This is a genomic window from Enterococcus sp. 12F9_DIV0723, from assembly GCF_002174375.1.
Lineage (GTDB): Bacteria > Bacillota > Bacilli > Lactobacillales > Enterococcaceae > Enterococcus_A > Enterococcus_A gilvus.
The window spans coordinates 2,231,274-2,255,751 of record NZ_NIBK01000001.1; the positions used below are offsets into that span (position 1 = coordinate 2,231,274).

The window sequence follows — 24,478 nt, forward strand, 5'->3', positions numbered from 1 at the left end:
TCTTCATATAATTACCGTATCTTAGCGTCAAAAAATCACTTCTGTTTTTTATAGCCAAAAATTTTCTTCCCTCAAATTCAACATCTTCAAACTCTTTAAACCAATCTGTTGGAAATACTCCCCAATTTATATTTATGAACTCTAAGTACCCACAGTAATCTGACCGGTTAACATCATACCTTCTAGTTGCTTCACTGTATTTTATTCTCCAATAATTGTCATCACCAATTTTTTTTAACTTCTTATGATACAATGACTTAATAATTAATTTACCAAGAGATTTTATTAAAGAATACGACCTAGCATACGCTAAACCAAGTGTATCCATCATATTTATTCGGTATGATTCACATTCTAGTTGATATTTATCTTGCTCTTCTTTATTTTTCGGGATACCATCAATTGGAAAAATATCAACAAACACACCAAACTCGGGATCTTCATAACTAAAAAATTGTTTAGATTTGGCAGTTGTTTCCGTATCAACCAATTTTGCAAATGGATAGCGATAATTAGTTGAAGTTTCAAAGCTTAATAATTTAAATTTTGAAGACTCTTTCGATAATAACTTCATTAATTGATCATAATCATCTCTTATCATAACAATATCAATGTCATCATCCCATGGAATAAAACCAGAATGTCTTTCAACGCCAATCAAACTTCCATAGAAGATTGAATACTTTAAGTCATTTCCCCTACAGATTTCATCAATATAACTAAGAATATCTAAACTTCGTCCTTGAACCTCTGTAATTGTCAACTTTTTCATTTCAAACCACCTATTTATTTTTTTTGTTAATTACTCCATTTTGAAATTTAGATAGTAGTTTATAAAATGATAAGCTTATCATCAACATACTAAGCGCTAGTTTTCTATTTCTCGTAAAAATTTTATTCTTCATAATGAACATATAGTTTGTTTTCAGATAATTCACTATAGTATTAATTTCTGGAACTGATTTTTCCATGTCTGCATTGACAATTTTATCTAATACCAAGAAATTAGCAAAACACACACGTTGATGAGCAGCATCTTCAATTTCTTTCGAACGACCTGCTACTTTTCTTTCATTCTGTTCCCAGGCTGTTATATATTCTAAATGTTTTTTTGAGAAAGTTTGACTAGTAATACTGTCATCTCGATGGTAATAATAATACCTCTGCTTTGTATCCACGACTATTCTTTCGCACTGATCAAGAATACCGACTATAGTAAATGAATCTTCATGATATTTTCCAAGAGGGTATCTCAATTCAGAAAATATCGATCTGCTGTATAATTTATTAACTGCGTGGTCTGAAATTTGATTACCGTGAAAAATGAGTACAGTTGCTTCATCTTGATTAAGAACCATGTACTTCTCAGCTTTTTTTTCAGGTTCTTTTCCTTCATATACATGATAGATTCCACAAATTGACAAGTTTGCATCTTCTTTAACAATGTTGGTATAAAGAAGTTCAAACATATCCTTTGCAATATAATCATCACTATCAATAAAACCAAGATACTTTCCATTAGCTACATCAATCCCAGCGTTTCTTGCATCACTTAATCCGCCATTTAATTTATGAATTACTTTGACACGAGAATCTTTCTTAGCATATTGATCACAAATTGCTCCTGAATTATCCGGAGATCCATCATCAACTAATATTAATTCAAAATCTTTAAACGTTTGATTTAAAATGGAATCCACACATTTATTTAAATATTTCTCTACGTTATATACTGGAACAATAATACTTATCTCGCACATTAGACTAGCTCATTTCTGATTAATTCTACTGTATTTTTTAAAGCTTCATTCAAGCCAAATAAAGGTTTCCATCCGATGGATTCAATTTTATTTGAAGCTAAGATAGCTTGGCTTGCTTTTGAAAAACCCTTGCGCTCTTCTTCGTCTGGTAAATCAAGAATGATTTCTTTCTGATTTATATTTGCTAAATTTTGAGCCAAATCTTTAAGATGCATATCAAACTCTGGGACTGCAATATTATAAGCTTCACCATTTCCTCCATGCGCCAATAGGTAAAGTAAACTATACACTACATCTCCGACATACGCATAAGAAAAATATTGATTTCCTTCACTTTTCAAAACAATATCCTCATTATTCACAGCATTCATAATAAATTGAGAGGACGCTTTTGAATCATTCAGCAACATCGTAGGTCCAAAGGTACGACAAATACGAGGGATAACAATATCTAAATCATGCTTAGCAATATATGCTTGACACAGACTTTCACTAGCTCGTTTTCCCTCTGGGTAGCCGGCTCTTAAAGTATTGCAATCAATATAGCCACAATAATCTTCAGTGAACTTCTCCACGTCTCCTCTATTTTCACCATAGATTTCAACGGTTGATAGAAAGGCTATTCGTTTCGGTTTAGTATTAACTGCAAATTCCAATACCTGCTGTGTTCCCATTAAATTGGTCATAATTGTACCAATGGGATCTGAAGAATATGCTCTTGGATGTGTATTACTAGCTCCGTGGAAAATATAATCTACGTCTTTGCTAAGACTAATCGGCTGAGTTACGTCACCCTCCACCATATGAAAAAAAGGAGTGTTTAAATACATAGAAAAGCGTTTTTCCAAACGTTGCAGGCTTCTTCCCATTGCATAGACATGTATATTCGATTTGTATTTCACATTTCGATTCATCAAAACGTCGATCATATATGAACCAATCATTCCAGTTGCACCAATAATCAAAAAGGAGTGGTTATCGATCTTGTTCCAATCGTTTTTCGCATGATTAATCTTATCTAACTCCGCTAAATAGATTTCATTTTCTAATAACACACTTCCACCTCTAATCCTTCATTTTCAAATATGCTTTAAAGAGTTCTAAATCATCTTTAGTCGTCAATTTGATATTTTTATCCGAACCTGCTGCGAAATACAGAGTTTCACCAAGTTCAACCATCATAGTATTTGTATAAGAAGAATCCGTCATTCCGATATCTTCCTTAATGGCTTTATCATATGCCCAGTTCAATTTACCGAATTGATAAGCCTGAGGTGTTGAAACTCGACGTAATGTATTTCGATCAATATATTGCTTTGTCGTTTCTTCTGTATCTTTCAAGAAAATTTGTTCATTATACGGAAGTGAAGTTACACCGTTACCATGCTCTTGACATTTAACGATGACATCAGACAAAACGATTTCATCGACTAATGGACGGATCCCATCGTGAATAATAATTGTATCGTTCTCTTCAGAGTAGTCTTTAAGGAATTGAACACCATTGTTGATGGATTCTTGTCCCTTCGATCCTCCAGAAATAATCCACTGAACTTTTTTTAGTCCATATTCCTTAATATAGCCCCATAACGTTTCTTCCCAACCGTGTTTACATACGACCAATACTCGGTCAACCATGGGATGCTGTTCGAAAGATTCAAGAGTATAAATGATTATCGGTTTCCCTTCGATTGTAATAAATTGTTTAGGAATGTCTTGCCCCATTCTTTTTCCAACGCCACCGGCAATAATCAATGCTGTAATCACTTATTTGTCCTCCTTATTAGTTAAATAGTAAATATCTTTATATTTTTTATATGAATTATCTGGATCAATAAATACCGTTTCATGATGAGCCGTTCTCTGATTTTCTGGTGGTAGTCTCATATAATCTCCAAAGACATTCGACAGATAATTATCATAACCTATTGGTATCGGTAGTTCTACATCTTCAAACGCAGTTTTCTTGGCAGCAGAAAAATCTTTTTCAGGATATACATTCCCCATGTATTTAGGTCCTACACATAGTTCTGTAACAAAACCTGTAGTCGTAGAATTATATTTCATCATTTTTTTTTCAGCAAATTTCCACACATGATATTTTTTTTGTTGACTTGGTGCCAAGTATAAGAGAACTTTACCCAATCCAGCAAAAAACTTCCCATGATTTTGTGGGATTTGTTGGCTACAATAAATAGCATATACTAAAGCCCAAAACTTTTGGATTTTTCTCTGAAAACTTTTAGTCGGGGCTATGTCCAAGGGGAAAATATCAATTTGAATTCCATGAACAATAGCTAAGTCCGCTTGATAAGTTTTTATGAAGGTAGTTTCTTTATCTCGCATAGTTGTGAAAGAGTTGCGGTCATTGTAATCTTTATTAGCTCTCAGTAAAGTATATCTGCCATTGTCCTCCTGCTCTGCCCATAATTTTATCAATCTATCATAATCATCTCTAGGCATAAAAAAATCTAAATCATCATCCCATGGAATAAAACCTTGATGACGAATTGAACCGATAGCTCCACCTCCACATAAATAACATAGCAACCCATTTTTATCACAAAAATCAGAAAAATATTTTGCAAGTTTTAAACTATTCTCTTGCACTCGACGTAATTGTTTATCTTTACTGTACATACAATACCTCAATCATCAATATTTTCTCTTCAATAAAGCCATTACCCCAGGCATCTTTGTATCCACAAAAGCTCCGGTATTAAGTACTAAGAGAAGTAATGGTTTTGGCATATTAAAAAGAAGTTTAGTAATTTTTTTTGTTGTAGTATCAGTTACAGCAATCTTTCTTGCCTCTATAATCGACACATCATTCAATATTGTATTAATTTCAAGTTTCTTTTGTTTTCTAGTAATTTTCTCTGTTTCTAAAATAGAAAAAATTACTGATGTCGTTCCTTTAAGTAACAAGGCTGCCATGCCTTCCTTATTTTCGTAATTAGTAATAGCATTGCTTCGATTATAGAATTCTTTAAAAGTAGCGAACTTCTCTTCACTATACTGATTAGTAATTCCTTGACCGCCGTCAAATTCATAAACATACTCAACTTTAGGATTCATAAAAACTAGAGAACAGTGCTTATAGTATTCCAGATTAAAAATCCGATCTTCACAACTATGATAGTCTTTAAAACGAATCTTATTTTTAATAATTGTATCTCTTCTATAACATTTGTTCCATACAACATACATTAACTGTTTATTCATTAGTTCATACATATTAGATAAAAATTCTTCATTGTCATCATAAACATGTTCAGTTATTAAGTATTCCTTTTCATCAGCAACCTTTTCCTGATTCAGTGTTCTAAAGGTAAAAGAACTGATAATCAAGTCTAGCTTAGGGTAATCAGAAATAATTGATGCATAGTCATCTAATATTGTTTTTTCAGGATAATCATCCGCATCAAAGAATAAAAGATACTCTCCTTTTGCACGTTCTATACCGTAATTTCTAGCCAAACCAGGGCCTTCATTTTTCTTAGTAAACAGATGAAACCTAGGATCATCACCAATGCTGTCGTTTACTAATCTCTCCGTACCATCAGTAGATCCGTCATTGACTAATATTATTTCAAAGTTAATGTTAGCAAACTCTTTTAAAACGTCAATTGTTCTAATAATACTAACTTCAGCGTTAAAAACTGGAATAATAATACTAAATTTTGGTGTAGACATTCTTTCACCCCGAATTATTGAAGAATTTTCTCTCTTGGAAAATCCATTTTATCTAATGATGTACATATTTCCTCTTCTTCTAATCCTTGCGAAGAAACTTTATCGAACAGAATCTTAATCGTCTGTAATAGAATTTTTAAATCCAGCATAAAAGAATACTTCTTGATATACAACAAGTCAAATTTTAATTTGCTGTTGTAGTCCGAAGCATACTTCCCATAAACCTGAGCGTACCCCGTGATTCCTGCACGAACGTTATGGCGTAGATAGTAGTAAGGATTCTCTTTATTAAATTGCTCCACAAAAAATGGGCGTTCCGGCCGAGGCCCGACAATGGACATATCCCCTTTAAGAACATTGATCAATTGAGGTAATTCATCGAAACGTACTGCACGAATAAATTTGCCCACCGGCGTTACCCGAGCATCGTTACTTTTAGCTAAAACAGGACCCGATTTTGATTCAGCCGTCGCGCTCATTGACCGAAATTTGTAGATTGGAAATTCTCTTTGATCTTGAGTAATTCGTATTTGCTTATAAATAATTGGACCAGGCGATGTTACTTTAACTAAAATTGCAGTAACCAACATGAATGGAGAGGCTATTACTAGTAAAATCAGTGAAACTAAAATATCAAAAATACGCTTAAACATCGCATCTTCAGAAGGGATTCTAAAGCCAGATGATTCAATGATGCTTTCATCTTCAAAGTTCATGATGTTAGGATTGATCGTCACTAAATTTTCAAACGTCGTATTTAAGAATAGCTTCTTTTCTTTTTTAGTGACTAACTGATAGACTTTCAGCTTCTCTAATTCTTCAATATCCGAAGCTAGATACACGATATCTAAATCATCAATAATTTCAACCAAATTCTCATAAAAATGATCTATCACGACAGATTGCACTTTATGTTTATTGTTTTTTTGTGAGCCAAAATTTTGAATTGCCGGTGCGACATCCTTCTCAAATCCCAAGATAGTAATTTTCTTATCTGAACTTAGCTTCATATACGCTTTATAGATAATCGTACGATAAATGATCAATAATATCGTTCCTAAAAGAAAAGAAATCAAAATTACAGTTCTCGGAAAAGCAAACCACCGCCCCGCAAAGGTAATGATCATAATCCCTAATGACATAAGAAATTGGCCAATAACTGTTACAAAGACAATGTCACTCATAATTCGATTGTAGAAAACATAAGCACCTAGTAAAACATTCAATATAATAAAGAAAAGAGAAATAAACAATGCAGAACTTTCAAACGTTTGAAAGTTTCTGACTGGAATACTTCCACCAAATTTTAGCAAGAAACTAAAGTAGATGGAGACATTATAAACGATCACGTCCATCAAAATAATAAATAGTCGACGTGCGGCGCTCCATTCGCCATTTTTATTCATACAAACACTCCTAATCCACAAAATAATCCATTACACATCTTACCATACAGGCTATAAAAAGAGTAGTATTCGTAAAAAAAGTAATAAAAAAGAAAAGAATAAAAAGCGACTAAATCAACTGATTTAATCGCTTTTCCATCTAAATTAAGACTTGATTATTTAGGAAAAATTATAGAATAAATAATTAAAACTTGAGTGTATATTTTTCCATTTAATCTTGAGGAAAAAGAAATATTTTAGAAAAACGGGTTCCAGAGAATATATGTGACTGCATGTTTCCTGCTAATACTTGATGCCATATCCGATTTTCCTTGGAACTATTCCCCCAAAAAATACCAATATGACAATCATAGTTGATATCACTCCAAACAGGATCAAAGTATATAATATCTCCTTTTTGGGCTTTTCCACTTTTTAACAAAGCATCGACTGAATTGAACGTATAATATTCTGTATTTCTCATCAAAGCATCGCGCCAATTATAGGCATTTGCGTAGCTACCCCACCCTTGTGTAATTCCCGATATACGTTGCAAATTTCCACCACTTCGTCGCATCACACATGCTACAAATCCTGTACAGTTCATTCCAGGACCATATTGATTTGGCGCACCATATGGCACCATATAAGGCTCGGGGTTACTTGAATTTAATCCTCGATAGGGAGTACCTAAATAAAAGCGATCATTTTGATGGGCAGTTAGCTCATTTATTATTCGTTGCCGGCTCGTTCCTAAATAGTGAGCCGCACCTCTTCTTTCTCTAACGGCCCCACTATTGACATATCCCAACCATTTCCCATTCGATTCATACAGTGAATAATAGGTAGAACCATTCATATGTTTGTAATACCATTTTATTTGATAGGTTTTATTAATCAGTGAATTGGTACGTAGTTTCTCTTTCCAACTAAAATTATTCCAAATAGAATAGCCGCTCTTAACTACAAGTACCGATTTATTCATCGAAAATCCTGTTCCTTGAGCACCGTTTGCTTTGGAAACACCATCTTCATTTAAGTAGCCTTGCCATTTCCCTTTATTATCATACAAAGACAGGTACTTCGTTCCATTATAATGCCGGTACCATCCAGTAACTTTATACGTTTTAGTATTCATCTGTTTTGTTGAAACTCCAGTTTTGAAATGAAAATCTTTCCAAATTGTCCAATTATTTTTATTAACCGTAACGTATTGAGTAGTTCCGTTCCATTTTCCACCTGGATTATTAACGTTTTGAGCTCCATCCTCATTCAAATATCCTTGCCATTTTCCCTTGTTGTCATACACAGACAAGTACTTCGAACCGTTGTAATGACGATACCACCCGGTTACTCTATAAGTACGTTGATAAAGACTTTTCGTTGAACTACCCAAGTTAAAATTGAAATCCTTCCAAATTGTCCAATTATTTTTAGTTACGGTTATATACTGATTCGCACTGTTCCATTTCCCCCCAGGACTACCAACTATTTCAGTCCCACCTTCATTCAAATATCCTTGCCACTTACCTCTACCATCATAAACAGATAAGTATTTTGTTCCATTAAAATGATAGTAAAAACCCGTAACCCGATAAGTACGTTGATAAAGATTTTTCGTTGAACTACCCGAGTTAAAATTGAAATCCTTCCAAATTGCCCAATTATTTTTAATTACAGTTATATACTGATTCGTCCCGTACCATTTGCCGCCAAGCGTAGTGACTTTTTCAGTTGCCCCTTCATTCAAATACCCCTGCCATTGCCCTTGATTGTCATAAACAGACAAATATTTCATCCCATTAAAATGATTATAGTAACCTGCCACTCGATACGTGCGTTGGTAGATATTTTTGGTCGAACTTCCTATGTTAAAATTGAAATCTTTCCAAATTGTCCAGTTACTTTTCGTAATAGTGATATATTGATTTGTTCCGAACCAAACACCCCCTTGGTTTCCGGCTTTCTTGATCGTCCCTTCTTCCACAATACCTCTAAAAGTATTGTTACTATCATAGAGTGAATAATACTTCTTTCCATTATAATGGTAATACCACTCCTTGACATTGAAGGTTTTCTCTGCGATTGCTGCCGTCGATCCTAGTTCCTCAAGATCCAAATTTTTCCAAACCTTTTGATCCTTTTTTACGACTGAATAATATTCATTCATTGAATGTTTTTTACCTGCCGGATGAGAACCTATTTCAACTGCTTTTGCATTGACGACACCGATTGATTGATCAGAAGAATCCTTTAATAAGAAATACTTTTCTCCATTGAAATGATTATAAAATCCTTCAACTTTAAACGTACGATCTTTGAATGCTTCTGTTGTTCCGTATTCTTGGAAATCAGGAGTGAACATTTTTTCGGTTGTTGAGGAAATACTTGCAAACTTATCTGTCTCCTGAATTAGTTTACCCTCTTCTCCAACTACTATTTCAGTGCTTGACGGAAGAATATACCCCAACTCTTCTTTAGGAGTAGTTAGCAAATAATACTCTGTACCTTCTTCGCTTATCATCTTTTGTGCAGAGAAAGTTTTCTGATAGTTTTTCCCACTGTCGTTAATTCTTTCTCCACCAAGTTCCTTTAACAGAACATAGTTTTCATGTGTAATAGAAATATAGAACTTTTCTCCTATTCGTTCCGCGCGTACTTTGGGGATACCATTATCTATTACGTCATGTTGGGATTCTTCTGTTGATATTTCATTGTTCGTTGTTGCTGTTGATTCAATTGTTTCTGAGTTATATGTTGAAGAATCGTTAGTCTGTTCTGATTCAGCAAGGGTGTCATCAGTACTGTTTACTTCTGACTGCACCATGCTCGATAATTCTCTACTCTCTATTGTTGATTCTTCATTTGAATACGTAAATCCTACTAATGGTAAACACAAAAGAACTAACAAAGATAAGTTAAGTAACATTTTTTTCTTTTTCATAGCCAATGCCAAATAACCAAAAAATGATTATTTGACACACCTCCCAACTTTCCCTAATCTGATTATCACTATTTTATCATATTAGATGTGTGGAAAGCTCTTATAAAATATAAAAAAGAGTAACCAATGGTTTGGTTACTCACTTCCCTACCCTCACCGAGAAGTCTCCTCCGACTCTCGTCAAGTTTGGATTATAATAAGGATCGTTTTCGATATACTTGGTCCACGTATCTTCCATGTACTTGGTTTCTTTTTCGAATCGAGCTTGTTTTTCTGGCGTATTTTCGTAGCCGCGAGATTGGGATTCGAAGTGATACAATTCAGCACCATGCAGCCATACGTTATTGTGTCCTTTTTCGTATTCTCGCAAACATAAATCAACGTCGTTAAAGGCAACTGTTAGCTCTTCATCAAAACCATTCAATTCAGCAAAGTCTTTTGCACGTATCATTAGGCATGCAGCGGTAACTGCTAAGTAATCGACATTGATCTCTAATTTCCCGAAATAACCAAAATCTCCGCGTGGGAAGGTATGATGCCCATGACCAGCGGCACCACCCATGCCTAGAATGACTCCAGCATGTTGGATCGTATTATTAGGGTAGTATAATTTGGCACCGACACATCCGATACGATCAAACTGTGCAAAGGAGACCATCTTGGTCATCCATTCTGGTGTGATGACTTCGGTATCGTTATTCAAGAATAGCAGATATTTTCCTTTTGCGACTTTCGCGGCTAAGTTGTTGATGCGAGAGTAGTTGAAGGGAATATCGATTGATTCTACTACAAAGCGATCACCTAATTGTTTCTGGTAGTTTGCATAAAGGTCCTGCATCTCAGGCTGATCGCTGCCGTTATCGGCCATGACGATTTCGTAATTTGGATACGTTGTTTTTTCAATGATTGAATCGATACAGCGTTTTACATCGTCATAACCATTTCGCGTGGGAATAATTATACTCACCAAATCCTCGGACAACACTTTATAATCGACATCGTAAAGTCCGTTTCCAGCTGCATGATTCACGGTCGCTTGAATTCCGCGTCGTTGTATTGCATCTTGAACAGCTTTTAAGCCAGCATCGAACGCGTAACTCTTGGTTGATTGATCCGCCGCAGTTGAACTTGGTAAAATACGCCAATAATACAGCACTTGCGGGATATGAGCGATTCTCTCTGAAGGGATTTGCTCAGTAAAGCGTAAGACGAGATCGTAGTCTTGCGACCCTTCATAGCCGACTCGGAAGCCACCGATTTTCTCCATGATTGAGCGACGATAGACACCCAGGTGAGAAATATAATTGGTCCCTAACAATAAATCCGGTGACCAATCCGGCTTGAATGCTGGATCAAAACGTTTGCCATCCATATCGATCTTGTCTTCATCGCTATAGATCAAATCCAAATCAGAATTTTGATTCAAACGTTTTGCGACTTCATACAGCGCGATCGGTGCTAACTCATCATCATTATCTAATAACGCAACGAATTCACCTGTAGCAATCTCTAACGCAGAGTTAGTTGCTTTCGAGATGTGTCCATTCTCAGAACGGAACACGATCTTGATTCGTGAATCTAGAGCGGCGTATTTTTCTAATAGCGGTCTAACTGACGCATCGGTAGAGTGATCATCCGCCATACACAATTCCCAGTTTGGATAAAACTGATTTTGAACGGATTCGATACATTTTGCTAGCCATTTTTCTTCTACATTATATACCGGCATCAAAATCGAAATCACGGGTTGGTAATTAAAGGCTGCAATTTCTGACTTAATCGATTCAAGGTCCCAATTTTCATTTTCAGCGATCCATGTTTGATAGGTTTCATCAGATTGCTTTGATTGTTCTAGCTTGATGCGTCTCAGCGTCCCCTTGATCCCATTACGCTTCAGATAGCCCAGACCTCTACGTGCTTTTCCATAAATTGCATGAATCTGCGACGGTTGTTTTGGCTCTTTCATGATTTCTTCATTCGGTGTAAAAGCCTTACTTTGAATGTGGTCTCTAAAAACAAAATCAAGGGTAAGAGGCACAGATGGATCGGCTGCTTCAATCGTTATATTAAACCCCACAGCAAGACTGGCACTCGTTTTATGAGCGGCTGCTACATCCGAACGAGGATACCACTCGATTTTGTCATTGATCACATTCTCAGAATGGATTTCGATCGTTGGTACTGCTTTTGAATCCAGATCGAGCGCCCATCCTTTTATTTCCATTTGTTTTGTTTTTGGATGATACCTGCATTGATCAATGCAAACTTGTTCATTTTTTGCCATTGGATTACCCTCCTATGCTGAATTGATTTGGATTGATCAATGGATCGTTCAATTCTTGAGAATACTTTTTCGCTAACGTTGCGTAGGCATCACTTTTTACACTAAAATGATTTTCACCAGGATAGCGAACTTCGAAGTAAGGATCGAAAATCAATCGTTTGTGTTCTTTTGACAATCGAATTGAGAAGTCAATTCCCTTAACTTGCGTCGGTAAAGACAAATCGAAGCCTCCTAAAGCTAAGAAATCCGCTTTTGTAAGGATCATCACGTCTTCTGTTGCCGTATAAATTTCACGTGGCAATGTGGGACGGAAATAGGTTCCGATAGTCTTGTTCGATAGGCCTTGCTGTTCGTATACGACCCGCTCATTTTCTGGATCAAGCAGTACCCCGCAATTCAAGATTGCGTCATCTTTACTGATCACTTTACCCGTTACCGCATGGACATCTGGAAGACGGACAAAGTTCATCGCTTCTTTCAGCCAGGTATTTTTGGTTGGAACCAATTCTTCTGCTAAGAAAACGAGATACTCTCCTGTCGCTTCCTTAGCCAGCTCATTTTCATTTTTTCCTTCAATCACGCGAATGCGCTCGTCAGCAATGGGCGAGTGTGGCATCAAAATTTCAATATCCGTCCAGTCAGTGGCTAAAAGTGCCGTCAGTTGTTTTTCGCTGGGATTGCCGCTTAAAATGATTGAAACCTTTGGCTCTGCTTCATAGCTGAAGTCAATTTTATACGCACCATAATTTTTCGTCATTGTTACGACACCCTTAAGCTTTCGACGCTCCAGCGCTGCCTGCAAAGCATTTTGGCCAGCCACATAAGCGTATTCTTTGCTTTGAGGATCCATCGCTACAGAAGTCTCGATCGTTCGCCAATGGTACAGAATATTGGGAATATGGTAAATTTCCTTTGCGGCTTCGGTAGCACGTAAAACAAAATCATAGTCTTGGCTTCCGTTAAATTCCGTTCTCAATCCACCCACGGCATCAATGACCGAACGCTTCACAACAACAAAATGGGTGATGTAATTGTGTCCTAAGAGCAACGTTTCATTCCAATTAGGTTTGAAGAATGGATCGAATCGTTTGCCACTCATCGAAAGCTTGTCTTCATCTGTATAAATGAATTCACGGTTCTGATTTTCATTCAGTGCGTTGATAACTGCCAATAATGCTGTATCTGCCAAAATATCGTCGTTGTCTAAAAAGCCGATATATTCTCCAGTTGTGATAGCAATCGCAGAATTTGTTGCTTCAGAGATATGACCATTTTTTTCGCGTAAAACAATTTTTACACGTTCATCCGCAGCAGCCAATTCCTGCAACAGTGGTTTGATATGCGCTTTAGGAGACGCATCATCTGCCAAACAAAGCTCCCAGTTTTGGTACACTTGATCCGTTAATGATTTTACACACGCGCGCAGCCATTTTTCATCTACATTGTAAACCGGCACGACAAGAGAAATTTTCGGTTGAAAAGGCAATTCTTTAGATGCTTCGATCAATTGCTCTCGTGTGGGTGCTTCGACCTTCGTCATCCATTCTTCGTAGTTGGCGCTTAACAGCTTCGAGCGTTGATAGTTTTTCACTGCACCAGCAAAGCCATTTCGTTTGATTGATCCCAATAAATGACGGATTTTTTTTGTTACCGGCGGATTTTTCGGTTTTGCATTTTTCGCGACAATCGGATAGATCTGATCGTGATCATCAATTACTAGTAGTTTAATGTCATCCACTACCTGCCTATTTTTAACTGTTAAAATAAATCCAAATTTTTCAGTCGAATCAATCCCGAAAACTTCATTCACATCAGGACGATAAATAGCATTCACTTGTACAGCATTCATCGAGTCTGCCAGTAGATAGTCCAGTGGCAAATGATGTGCTTCTGAAAATCCCCAGCCTTTGATGATAGCTTCATTTTCAGCCTCGTTGTTTTCAATCGACTCAATTGTTAGTTTGATTCCGTTCATTTCAGGTGTTGCTTCCTCAAATGGAATGGTCTTCAATTGATAATCGTACTTATCGAAATAGTGCAATTTCAGTGAAAGAAGACGATTCTTCTCTTTTTCGTTCGCGACATCCTGCATGACTTTCACTTCAGAGGAAATAAATTCTTCTTCATTCAAAACATTGACAGAGACCGTAAATTCCTTGCCTGCAACCAACGTACCGTCGATAATGACATACGGTTCTTCTTTAATATTAGGGAATAAAAACAGGTCCTCTTGATACCAAGAAGCATTTGTTTCTTCGATCGGTAATAGTTTGTTTCCAACTACGATAGATAATTCGATTGTTGCAGGCACTTTACCGATTACTACTCGTAGTTTTTCTGCGTTAGACGGTGCTTGATGAACCGTTGTTTTATTTTCATTGGTTTGATTATTAAAAATATACGGTTCGATCTCGAATGTGTCCTCTATTAAATAAGCCAATTGTACTTGCTTGTTGTAATTGGAGTTCACAGGTACCACACGTTCTGGCTGTTCCACAGGTTCTTTGCGCAAAGCATAAAAGTATTGATAAACTTCCCCAAAAGGACGATTTTTGAAATCATAACGTACCATTTCAGGCAGTTCTTCATAGCTAGCTGACAATTCATTTTGTCCAACTTGAGCATAGGTAAAGTCTTCTCGCCGAACGGCTAATCCGATTCGCTCAAACAGTTCTTCAAAGCCTTGTTGTGTGTAGAAGCTATTGTGTGTGCGATCCAAAAGACCGTATTGCTTCCAATTCAATTTATTATTGAACAAGTCAATCAAAACAGAATTATGAGCCAAGTTCGGGAACGTCAACAAAATTTCTCCGTTAGGCGCCAAAAATTTGCTGGCTTCTTGTAGTGCTCTCTCTGAATCGGTCAAATGCTCTAACACGTCCGCAAAAATAATGAAATCGAAGGTTTTAGTCGCAAAATGATCGTTCCATTTGTATTCTTCAATATTTCCTAAAAAGCCGTCCTGGGAGAAGCCCATGACGTGCTTAAATAAGACCGGATCGAATTCAACGATCGATACTTCACATTTTTTTTCATTGATCAGATACTGAGTCATCCGACCATTGCCAGGACCAAATTCTAAGACAGTCGAACCTTCTGTAATCTGACTGATAATTTTCCCGACACTTGTATGTTCTTCCAAAGACAAATCAAAATCATACTTCATTATTTAATCGTGTCCTTCCACTTATGATCCAAAACGACGATGCCTTCACCGACATATTTACCGGAGATAAACATAGTCATATATCTCGTTTTGTAAACTAGCGGCACCGTTGCATTTTCTTCAAAAAGGGCCACGTCAAAATAGTATTCGCCGCCTAAAAGTGCCATTTTTTCATATTCAAGATAAAAGACATTCTCTCCCTTTTTCCAAGGAATCGATTCTTCATCTAACAGTGTATTCAAGCCGCAAACATAGTTATTATCTACTGTACGAATCGCGACACCTAGAACTGGTTTTTTAATAGAGTCGTCTTTGACATTATAGGTCACCTTCACTACGACCTTGCTATCTTGTTCGATGATCTCTAACGGTTGCAGATCTCCGTCCAATAATTCAGCAGATTTTACTTCCACAATATCGTAAGCAGAAAATTCTTCTGATGTTGAATTGTCGCGATCGACGGTTTTTAATGATTTCTTCTTCAGGAAGTTTTCGTAATCTTCCGTGATCTCCATCGTTTCGCCTTCTGCTTCTACTACACCATTTTTCAACCAATATACCCGGTCACAAAAACGACGCACCGCATTAACATCGTGGGAAACGAAAAGAATCGTTTTCCCCGCATTGCGCAGCTCAGTAAATTTTTCCATACACTTTAATTGGAACTCTAAGTCCCCTACGGCCAACGCTTCATCGACGATCAGAATGTCCGGGTCAACATTGATAGCTACCGCAAAAGCCAAACGGACAAACATCCCGCTGGAATATGTTTTAACTGGCTGATACAAGTGGTCGCCAATATCTGCAAAATTGATGATATCATCGACCTTCTCAGCCATTTCTTCACGAGAGTACCCTAATACCATTCCGTTTAGGAAAATGTTGTCGTACCCGCTGTATTCTGGATTGAATCCTGAACCCAGCTCCAAAAGTGCCGCGATGTTTCCTTCAATTTTCACTTCTCCTTCAGAAGGAGTCAGTACGCCGGTAATGATTTTTAAAATAGTCGATTTTCCCGACCCATTTTCTCCAATGAAACCAATCATCTCACCTTTTTTCACTTCAACGTTAACGTCATTCAACGCGTAAAAGACATCGTGGTACACTTTTCTTGTTGGACTTAAAGCTTCTTTCAAACGATCAGAAGGTTTCTTATACATATCGTATTTCTTTGTTAAGTGGTTAATTTCAATTACTGTTTCAGTCATTTAACTTTATCTCCTTATAACACATCAGAAAAATGTGGTTTCAAGCGTTTGAAGACGATGCTGCCTACGACTAATAAAATCAATGTCACAGCCCAAAAATAAATCGTCAATAATGGTTTTTCCCAAAACCATTGCTCGCCAAAGAACGCGTCTCGATAACCTTGGACGACATAGAACATCGGATTGAATTTCAAAATAAACTGGATTGTTGGATGTGCCGCAAATTGGTTGATACTCCATAGAACCGGGGTTCCCCACATCAACGCTTGCATAATCACACCAATAAATTGATTGATGTCTGGGAAGAACGGTTGGATCGAAGATGTGATCCAAGTCAGTCCCGTCAAAAACATCATCATCGCAAAAAGATAATAAAACATCTGTAAAATATGCAGACCCGGTACTACATGGTTAAAGATCCCTACGATCAATGCAATAATAATAAAGAATACATGCATGTACATGGCAGAAAATAATTTAACAGACGGCAAAATTCGAATGTTGAAAACAACTTTTTTAACTAAATAACTATATTCACGGAAAACGTTTGTCGCTGAGCCTAATACTTCTGAAAAATACATCCATGGAACTAACCCTGTTAACAGGAAGACAATAAATGGGTATTTTCCATCGGTCATTGCTGCTTTGAACCCAACACCGAACACAAACCAGTAAGTCACTACCATCACTAATGGATTTGCGAAGGCCCAAAAAATCCCCAAGGCAGATCCCGCGTAACGGGCCTTGAAGTCGTTGACAGAAAACTGTTTTAATAGGGTGCGATTTTGGATAATTTCTTTAAAAAAACTAAGTAAGTCTTTGAACATTTTTTTCCCTCTCATCTAGCGCATTATTTATTATTTCTAGGGTTGATTAACGTTATTATTCTACAGAAAGATATATGTAAAAGCAAGGTTAATAAGAATATGCTTCCCGAATTCACTTGGACCTTCAAGACCCTATTCTATCCTTTACCCGTTGGTTAGTACAGGCAACTCATTTACACCCTCGAACTATGCATTTCCTCCCACGGCCGTAGGACAAATAGATCGCTGTTTCAACGAGCTAAAATTTTTATTAAGTTTTGTCTGTGAAAACCTGTTTTCTGATGCTCCACGCTCTTGCCACTATTGTATTATCAAGAGTGTCTATTCTTATCTTTCTAATTTAAATTACTCAGATGCTTTTTTTTACTCTCAAAGAAAACAAAAATTGGTTCTGTTTCTCATGCTATTTTTCAAACTGAACGGCCAAAATAGAGAAATCAACTGCTAAAATTACACAAAAAAAGTTTAGATGCTTAAAACCGCACCTAAACTTTTGGGCTCTATAATATTTTGTGTTGGTGGAAAATCGAAGTAGATTTTCTACCAGCACTTTTTTCTTATCTTCAAATCAAAAAGAGACTCACATTTGGTAAAATTTAGTCGACTAAAACCTACCCTACCAAAGGAGTCTCTCAATGGATAATACTACTAGAAAATTACTTGGTTTAACAGATAAAAATTTGTTCTTCGATGATGATTGGTTGGAAGAAAGGAAATACAAAGGCGTGAATGCTCAAATCATCAAAGGAAATTTGACGAATCACTTTTCTCATTGCCTACAATGCGGCTCTGTGCGCATCATTCGTAATGGCTCTTATCTAACGAACTCACAGATGTTGAAGTTCAAAGAAAGGCTGACGATTTTAGAATTAAAACGTAGCCGTTATCTTTGCCATGATTGCGGATCAACGTTTTCTGCGAAAACGGACTTAGTGGATGAGCATCATCAACTGACAAAGGAACTCAAACAGGCAATATTAGTAGAATTATTCGAAAACCAATCACGAAAATTGATCGCAAAGAAGTACTTTGTTTCCGATATTACCGTTGCTCGAATTTTAAGAGAGGCGACAAAGGACTATCAGCCGAACCAAAACTACCTGCCGACCGTTTTATGTATGGATGAATTTAAATCAATGAAATCCGTTTCTGGAGCTATGAGCTCTATTTGTGTTGACGGGACAACGAATCGCTTGTTCACCATTCTGGAAGATCGCCGATTAGTTAAACTGACACAATACTTCATGCGTTTTCCAAGAAAGGCGCGCTTGAAAGTAAACTATCTTGTGATGGACATGAACGCCAGCTATAACCAGCTGCTAAAAACCGTGTTTCCAAATGCCGAGATCGTCACCGATCGCTTTCATATCGTGCAGCACATCAATCGCAGCTTTAATCAATTACGGATACAGGTCATGAATCGCTTTCGCACTTCTACTTCCGAAAATCAAAGGAAATACCGCCGTCTTAAACGATATTGGAAATTATTATTAAAAGACTCCGACAAGCTTGAGCCGTTCAAACGGCAGTATCACCGACTGTTCAAAAAAGAGCTTAGTCAGACGGAAATAATCGATGAACTGTTGAGTGATAACGAGGAATTACGAACCGCCTATAATTTTGTCCAACTTTTACGTTATTACTTCTCAAAAAGAGATACCGAAGGCTTTCAAGAAACCTTGAAAGAAATGAATCCGTGTTTGCCTCAATCGTTTAAAAAGAAATTCAAGATTTTCAAAAAATATCACGCAGGTATTGCGAATGCATTTAAGGTGAAGTTGTCTAACGGTGTGACCGAAGGACTAAACAATAAAATCAAGTTGATCAAACGAATCGCATTTGGATATCGAAATTTCTATAATTTTCGCGCGCGAATCTATTTACAACAAGGATTGATCTTTGAAAACAATAAAATATGCGGCGCTTAAATCGCGCCGCACATAGACTATCTTTTATTCAGATTGGTCTCCACCAACACGATTTGACGAAGAGCCAACTTTTTAATCACTATCTTCTACGACTTCTTCGCGTAGGTTCTATGTCATACTCCTCTTCTATCGGATCAAACACATTTGTCGAATAATCGTAATACTCGTCAGGTTCTGGATTTTGCTGCCAAGCAAGTCCTAATAAACAGAAAGTAATTGGTATCCAATAAGGAGCCATCAACGTATCTTCCATAGTTGATTGCAATAAAACTCCGAAAAAGGCGATAATAAAACTGAATTGGATCGTTTGCGTATCCTCTCTAAGAATAAGCAACCATACATTATATAGGATAAAGAGGCTGATCAGAACAAGGCCAATCAAACCAAATGCCCCTAACGTAGAATTGTAGCTATTGTGATTCCCTAAAACTTGCTGCCCACGTTTAAACGTGAACGCCGGCATTCCCACCCAAAACTGCTTTCTAACTTTAAACAAGGTATCATAAAAATGTTTCCAAATATCTTCACGCCCCGTAAACAAATCGATATTACTCGAGTTTGCTAAAAAGAGGGACAAAGGAAATATTCCTATCAAAAACACACTATAAACAATTCCGTAGGCCCATTTGACTTTTTCTTTCAAAAAATTAGGCCACAGGTCAAAAAGAACAAAAAATGCGACAGCAATGAACGCTGCCTGCGATTGAACGACCCAAGTACAGGCAAGAGCGATCGCATATACAGCAAACTTCAGCAATTTAGCCCACGTCAAATCCAGAGACTGCAATAATGTCGCAGCTAAAAAACTTGAACACATGACACTACTCCCGATAGTGTTGGTATTGATCCAGATTTCCTGCAACTTGTTGCTTTTATCCCAGATACTGATACCTGAAGGCGGAGTTGGGATCTCGGTAAATATGCGAAATGCCGTGATCAGTAAAACCAGCAATATCAATCCTGCGAATACTAATCGTATCCCCTTTGTGAATTCGACCAATTTGAAATCTAAGACTATAAAGATGATCAAGGCAATTGTAACATCTAAAAAAATATCAGCCTGTCTCAAAGAATCAAATTGATGGAAGAAAACAATCGAAACCAGAGCGATTCCCACCCAGGCAAAGTCATCCCATTTCATCCGATAGCAGTTCAACGCTAAAACGATAGTAGCGCCAATCGGCATGTAGCGGCTCATATGTGCATATATATAGAACATCCCAGGTGTGCCAATTCCTTTGGTCCAAAGGAAAAAGCACAACAATGTCATTCCAATTAGAATAGACGCACTGATCAAATTCAATAGATCAGCCGTGCTGCCCTTTACTCGTCCCATTTTATTCCTCCGAACTTCCTTTAATTAATATACTCATCATAATTCGGTGCAGGTTGTGGAATCTCTTGATAATCTTCCGTTCCCCCAATTGGATCAACAGCATCTTCAGGCTGCATTTGATCTTCGTCTGAAGTAAAACTCAATTTATATATCGACCATTTATCTTTATCAGGACCATATATCCGATCAAATTGCGCATAATTCAATGCGTTATAATCCTCCAAAGGCCGTTTACTAATCACATACTTAAAGCCAAGCTTCTTACAGTCTGTAAAGTTAAGTGTAACCGTGAAGTTGTCTGGGCGATCCAAGCGGAAACTTGTTTCTCCTTTGTCCACAAACGCACGTACATGCGCATAACGATTATAGATTTTTTCTTGTTTGTGTTTCGGATCAATCTTATGCCATAACGCCATGTCTGGATAGAAGCGGACAGAGTTGATCGTCTTAACACCAAGAGCTGGAGTAAAGTTGTAAAGGTCTGCTTCTGATAACCACAGCGCCTCTGGATCTTCCTTTTTGATTTTAACTATTTCTTCCGCCAATGTTTTCTTATCAATTGCTCCAGTGCCATGAACAACGGGATTGACTGAAAAACCTGATACTAGAATCAAAATAGTCATCGCAAGTATGAACACTTTTTTTAACTTAAACAGTAGACAGAAAAGGATCAGCGCAAATATCACTAATGTCATAAAAATCTCAAAGTTGTTAAAATACAGCCCCATAATTGAAGACACGACAGCATGCGTTGCTTTTATCATAATAAGAGCTAGAAAAATTAATTTTACCCACCAAGTTATGCGGACGTACTCCCAGAAGAAATTGATCATCCATAATGACAATAAGACTGCTCCAAAGCCTAATGTAACCAGCCCTCGTGTACTTGTTACATATGTCAGCATCAATACTTTAGCTATCCCATGACTATATCCGAAATAGGTCCAACCAAACATAAAACAACAGAACAATCCTAAAATCACACCCATGTATTTCTCATCTTTACCATGCTTAGAAAAGAAAATGAAGGGTGACAAAAGAACCGTTAACGGCAAGAAGTTGAAATACGAAGCTACCTCTCCATTGTTGGTTCCATGAAAATTGAAATCTTCAAATGGAATCTTCCAATTGGTTAGGAACAAGAAGTAGTCTGATTGCGGTCTTCCTCCGCCACCCGCTTCTCGATGTCCTGGATAGATCGTGTTGAGGGTCGCATCGATTGCATCTTTAGAGGTGCTATAAAAATGGAAAAGAACAACACCAATAATTCCAAGCCCTCCAATAATAATTGGCAGATCCCAAACGTCTAACACCAATTCTTTTCGGAAATGGATCAATGTACCAAATAGCCAAAATAGAATCAGGTAAGCTAAGGGTACTTGATGTGCTGGATACAATACTAAAACAAATCCAATCCCGTTAATGACAATCAACGCCATCATAAATAGTCGTAGCAGCCGATTTTCATGCTTCGCGATGTAATAATAACTCGCAACCATAATGGCTAACGTAAAGAACATCAAATCCCCCACGTGCTGCATAAACCACCATTGGATCGAGGGCGAAAACGTGATCCAAAACGAGCCAAGCAAAGACAAATATTTATTACGTTTTGTTAAAATCATGACGAGTTCAAAACTCAGTAAAATCATTGCGATAATTTTAAAGCCCCAATAGAAAGAAAGTCCCCTCTCCTTCCCTAAGAAGAAAAATCCCCAATTGAAAGGTTTTCCAATCACTGTCAGGTCCTTTACAGGTGAATTATAGGCAATGATCATATTTTGACCCTCTTTGCCATATTGCTTATTGACTACTGGATAGTCGCTTTCTGCTTGAGAAAAATAAAATGGGGTCTGGACCATCCACTCATCCGAGCGAACCTCTCGATTCTGTCCAAAAATAACGTCTGATTGCTTATTGTCGCTACGCTCTGAAACGATTCTATCCCAAGAGCCAATCGAACTTCCATTTAAATTCAGCGCCACGATCAAAATTAAAAAAAGAACGCCAATGATATATCGAAAGCGAATAATCTGATTAATGACCCATTCAAACGGATTGATCTTCTTATAGGGGGTCTCCTTAGTTCGCTTTTGTGCTCTTGATTCCATTGTTTCCTCCCGAGAATAAAAATTTAAGTGTCATTTTTCCATAATTGAATTTTCCGTTCAAGAGCTGTTTGCATCCTCGCAGAAACAATTGTCTACGATATTGAGAATACAGTTGTTTATCATATAAAGAATAATAGCATTTTTCAGCGGATAAAATAGCCTGATAGCGAAAAAAATTCATTCGCTTAGCATAATCTAAGACAGATAATTGATGTTGCAATTCATTTGATAAGATGTACATTTGTTTTTTTTCGAAAAAAATACGCCAGCTCAACCAATGATCTAAATAATCGAGGGGAAAGGACAAGTTGTAGCCGCCAATTTCACGTAAAAATTGTGCACGTACTGCGGTTCCTGAATTGATAACCATTATGTCTTTAGAATACATCTGATTTTCTTCAGGCAGTTCTTTATGTAAAGGACGCAAGGTGTCGCTGCGGACAGGTGAAATTTGCTGTTTCTGATCATTGATGATCGGAGCAATGGCTACGACTGATTCTGGTAATTGTGTAGCTTTTTTTATTAACGCTTCTAAATACTCATAGGAAATCGTCGTGTCTTGATCCAGCGTAATCAACCATACCGCCGATTCACTCATCTGATTCAGCGCAGTGTTATATGCTTGTGCCAAGCCAACATTTGTTTGGCTATGATGATACGTGAATCGCGCATCTAATCCCTGCGGTTCAGCAGCTTGTTCACTATTATCAAAAATCAAAATACTGCGAATCTCAGAAAAAGCTTCAGAGGTAAGAAGAGTATTCAAGCTTTCGATCGTTGATGATTCTGAAGCAGTCATATGATAAAGAACGACCACGATTTCAAACATCTTTCTTACCTCCGACTCTTTATTGTTTAGCTTCTAATTCAAGGAAACTTGCAAGTGCTTCTTGCCAAGTTGGAATCTCAAATCCTAGTGCTTTTGCTTTGCTTAAGTCCATGATTGAGTATTGTGGACGTGTCGCCTTTTGCGGATACTCTTCAGAAGTTACAGGAGCAACCTCGACTTTGGTATCCTTTAAAATTTCTTTGGCAAATTCATACCAAGAACAGCTGTTTTCATTTGATAAATGATACACTCCAAATGGCGCGTTTGTTTCAATTACAAATGTCATAAATTCGGCCAAAGTACGTGTCCATGTTGGCCGTCCAAATTGGTCGTTTACAACAGTCAAACGATCATGAGTTTTAGCCAAGTTTTGCATTGTATAGATAAAGTTATGACCATAAATACCGAAAACCCAAGAAGTGCGGATGATGTAATAATCCTTCATTATTTCTTGAACGGCTTGTTCTCCTAAAAGTTTCGTACGACCATACTCACTCAATGGATTTGTTGCATCCCCTACTTGGTACATGCCGTCTTTCTTTGTTCCATCGAAGACGTAATCTGTACTAATATAGATCAGCGTCGCTCCTGCTGCCTTTGCAGCCTCCGCTACATTGCGTGTACCATCCACATTGATCAATTCATCTAATTCTTTGCCTTCGTCCTCTGCCTTATCTACCGCAGTATAGGCAGCACAATGATAAATCAGTTCCGGTTTCATTTCAGTGATAAATTTATACGTGCCTTCTTTATCTGTAATATCTAATTGATCTGCATCCGTAGACACATATTCGATTTTCTTCTCGTCTAGCAAGTGACGTAATTCAGTTCCTAATTGTCCATGTCCGCCTGTAATTAAGATCATCTCTATCTACTCCTATCTATATCTTGTAAGCCTCTTTGATTCATTCCAATAAAACTGACAATAGTTTTATTACTAGGTGTGTCTTCTCTTCAGATACAGTTTTTCTGCTCCGTCTAAAAGGAGAAGAAAAACTCGAAAA

General features: G+C 37.2%; 17 protein-coding genes. 1 reads left to right on the forward strand and 16 read right to left on the reverse strand.

The annotated features are described in order from the left end of the window. The 12 genes from A5868_RS10570 to A5868_RS10625 all read right to left on the reverse strand — a co-directional run. Positions 1 to 772: LicD family protein (locus tag A5868_RS10570; protein WP_087654157.1), on the reverse strand; the 772-nt coding region annotated here is incomplete at its 3' end. A 10-nt stretch (positions 773 to 782) separates the two neighbouring features. Next, the gene (locus A5868_RS10575; protein ID WP_087654158.1) at positions 783 to 1,760 is read right to left on the reverse strand and encodes a glycosyltransferase family 2 protein; all 978 of its coding nucleotides are present in this window, start codon (positions 1,758 to 1,760) and stop codon (positions 783 to 785) included. After that, positions 1,760 to 2,815, reverse strand: coding sequence for an NAD-dependent epimerase/dehydratase family protein (locus tag A5868_RS10580; RefSeq protein ID WP_086303521.1), 1,056 nt, complete (start codon positions 2,813 to 2,815; stop codon positions 1,760 to 1,762). The genes A5868_RS10575 and A5868_RS10580 overlap by 1 nt, the downstream gene beginning before the upstream one ends. A 10-nt stretch (positions 2,816 to 2,825) precedes the next feature. After that, a complete protein-coding gene (locus tag A5868_RS10585; RefSeq protein WP_086303520.1) occupies positions 2,826 to 3,527 on the reverse strand; it encodes an IspD/TarI family cytidylyltransferase in 702 nt (233 codons plus the stop codon). After that, positions 3,528 to 4,400 carry a LicD family protein gene (locus A5868_RS10590; RefSeq protein ID WP_086303519.1) on the reverse strand — a complete coding sequence of 291 codons (873 nt, stop codon included), beginning with the start codon at positions 4,398 to 4,400 and terminating at the stop codon, positions 3,528 to 3,530. Between the two features lie 15 nt (positions 4,401 to 4,415). Continuing rightward, positions 4,416 to 5,456 carry a glycosyltransferase family 2 protein gene (locus A5868_RS10595; protein WP_087654159.1) on the reverse strand — a complete coding sequence of 347 codons (1,041 nt, stop codon included), beginning with the start codon at positions 5,454 to 5,456 and terminating at the stop codon, positions 4,416 to 4,418. Between the two features lie 14 nt (positions 5,457 to 5,470). Further along, entirely contained in the window at positions 5,471 to 6,862 is a 1,392-nt protein-coding gene (locus A5868_RS10600) for a sugar transferase (RefSeq protein WP_086303518.1), read from the reverse strand. Positions 6,863 to 7,073: 211 nt separating this feature from the next. Then, a complete protein-coding gene (locus tag A5868_RS10605) occupies positions 7,074 to 9,785 on the reverse strand; it encodes a hypothetical protein (protein ID WP_217808895.1) in 2,712 nt (903 codons plus the stop codon). A 139-nt stretch (positions 9,786 to 9,924) separates the two neighbouring features. Next, positions 9,925 to 12,069 (reverse strand): glycosyltransferase family 2 protein, encoded by a 2,145-nt coding sequence (locus tag A5868_RS10610; protein WP_086303516.1) that lies wholly within the window; start codon positions 12,067 to 12,069, stop codon positions 9,925 to 9,927. Between the two features lie 4 nt (positions 12,070 to 12,073). Next, complete coding sequence (locus tag A5868_RS10615) at positions 12,074 to 15,235, reverse strand: glycosyltransferase (RefSeq protein WP_087654160.1); 3,162 nt, start codon at positions 15,233 to 15,235, stop codon at positions 12,074 to 12,076. After that, on the reverse strand, positions 15,235 to 16,443 hold the full coding sequence (locus A5868_RS10620; RefSeq protein ID WP_010780256.1) for an ABC transporter ATP-binding protein: 1,209 nt from the start codon (positions 16,441 to 16,443) through the stop codon (positions 15,235 to 15,237). Before A5868_RS10620 ends, A5868_RS10615 begins: the two co-directional genes overlap by 1 nt. 14 nt (positions 16,444 to 16,457) lie before the next feature. Continuing rightward, positions 16,458 to 17,270, reverse strand: coding sequence for an ABC transporter permease (locus A5868_RS10625; RefSeq protein ID WP_010780255.1), 813 nt, complete (start codon positions 17,268 to 17,270; stop codon positions 16,458 to 16,460). A 635-nt stretch (positions 17,271 to 17,905) separates the two neighbouring features. On the opposite strand from A5868_RS10625, the gene A5868_RS10630 reads away from it, so the two are divergent. After that, a complete protein-coding gene (locus tag A5868_RS10630) occupies positions 17,906 to 19,198 on the forward strand; it encodes an ISL3 family transposase (protein ID WP_087654161.1) in 1,293 nt (430 codons plus the stop codon). Positions 19,199 to 19,277: 79 nt separating this feature from the next. Here the strand turns inward: A5868_RS10630 and A5868_RS10635 are convergent, their stop codons facing one another. From A5868_RS10635 to rfbD, 4 genes are read right to left on the reverse strand one after another with little or no spacing between them, the layout of a single operon-like run. Further along, entirely contained in the window at positions 19,278 to 20,534 is a 1,257-nt protein-coding gene (locus tag A5868_RS10635) for an EpaQ family protein (RefSeq protein ID WP_086303513.1), read from the reverse strand. Positions 20,535 to 20,554: 20 nt separating this feature from the next. Further along, a complete protein-coding gene (locus A5868_RS10640) occupies positions 20,555 to 22,645 on the reverse strand; it encodes a DUF7657 domain-containing protein (RefSeq protein ID WP_086303512.1) in 2,091 nt (696 codons plus the stop codon). Beyond that, complete coding sequence (locus tag A5868_RS10645) at positions 22,617 to 23,474, reverse strand: glycosyltransferase (RefSeq protein WP_086303511.1); 858 nt, start codon at positions 23,472 to 23,474, stop codon at positions 22,617 to 22,619. Before A5868_RS10645 ends, A5868_RS10640 begins: the two co-directional genes overlap by 29 nt. Positions 23,475 to 23,493: 19 nt before the next feature. After that, on the reverse strand, positions 23,494 to 24,339 hold the full coding sequence (gene rfbD / locus A5868_RS10650) for a dTDP-4-dehydrorhamnose reductase (protein ID WP_086303510.1): 846 nt from the start codon (positions 24,337 to 24,339) through the stop codon (positions 23,494 to 23,496). Between the last annotated feature and the right edge of the window lie 139 nt (positions 24,340 to 24,478).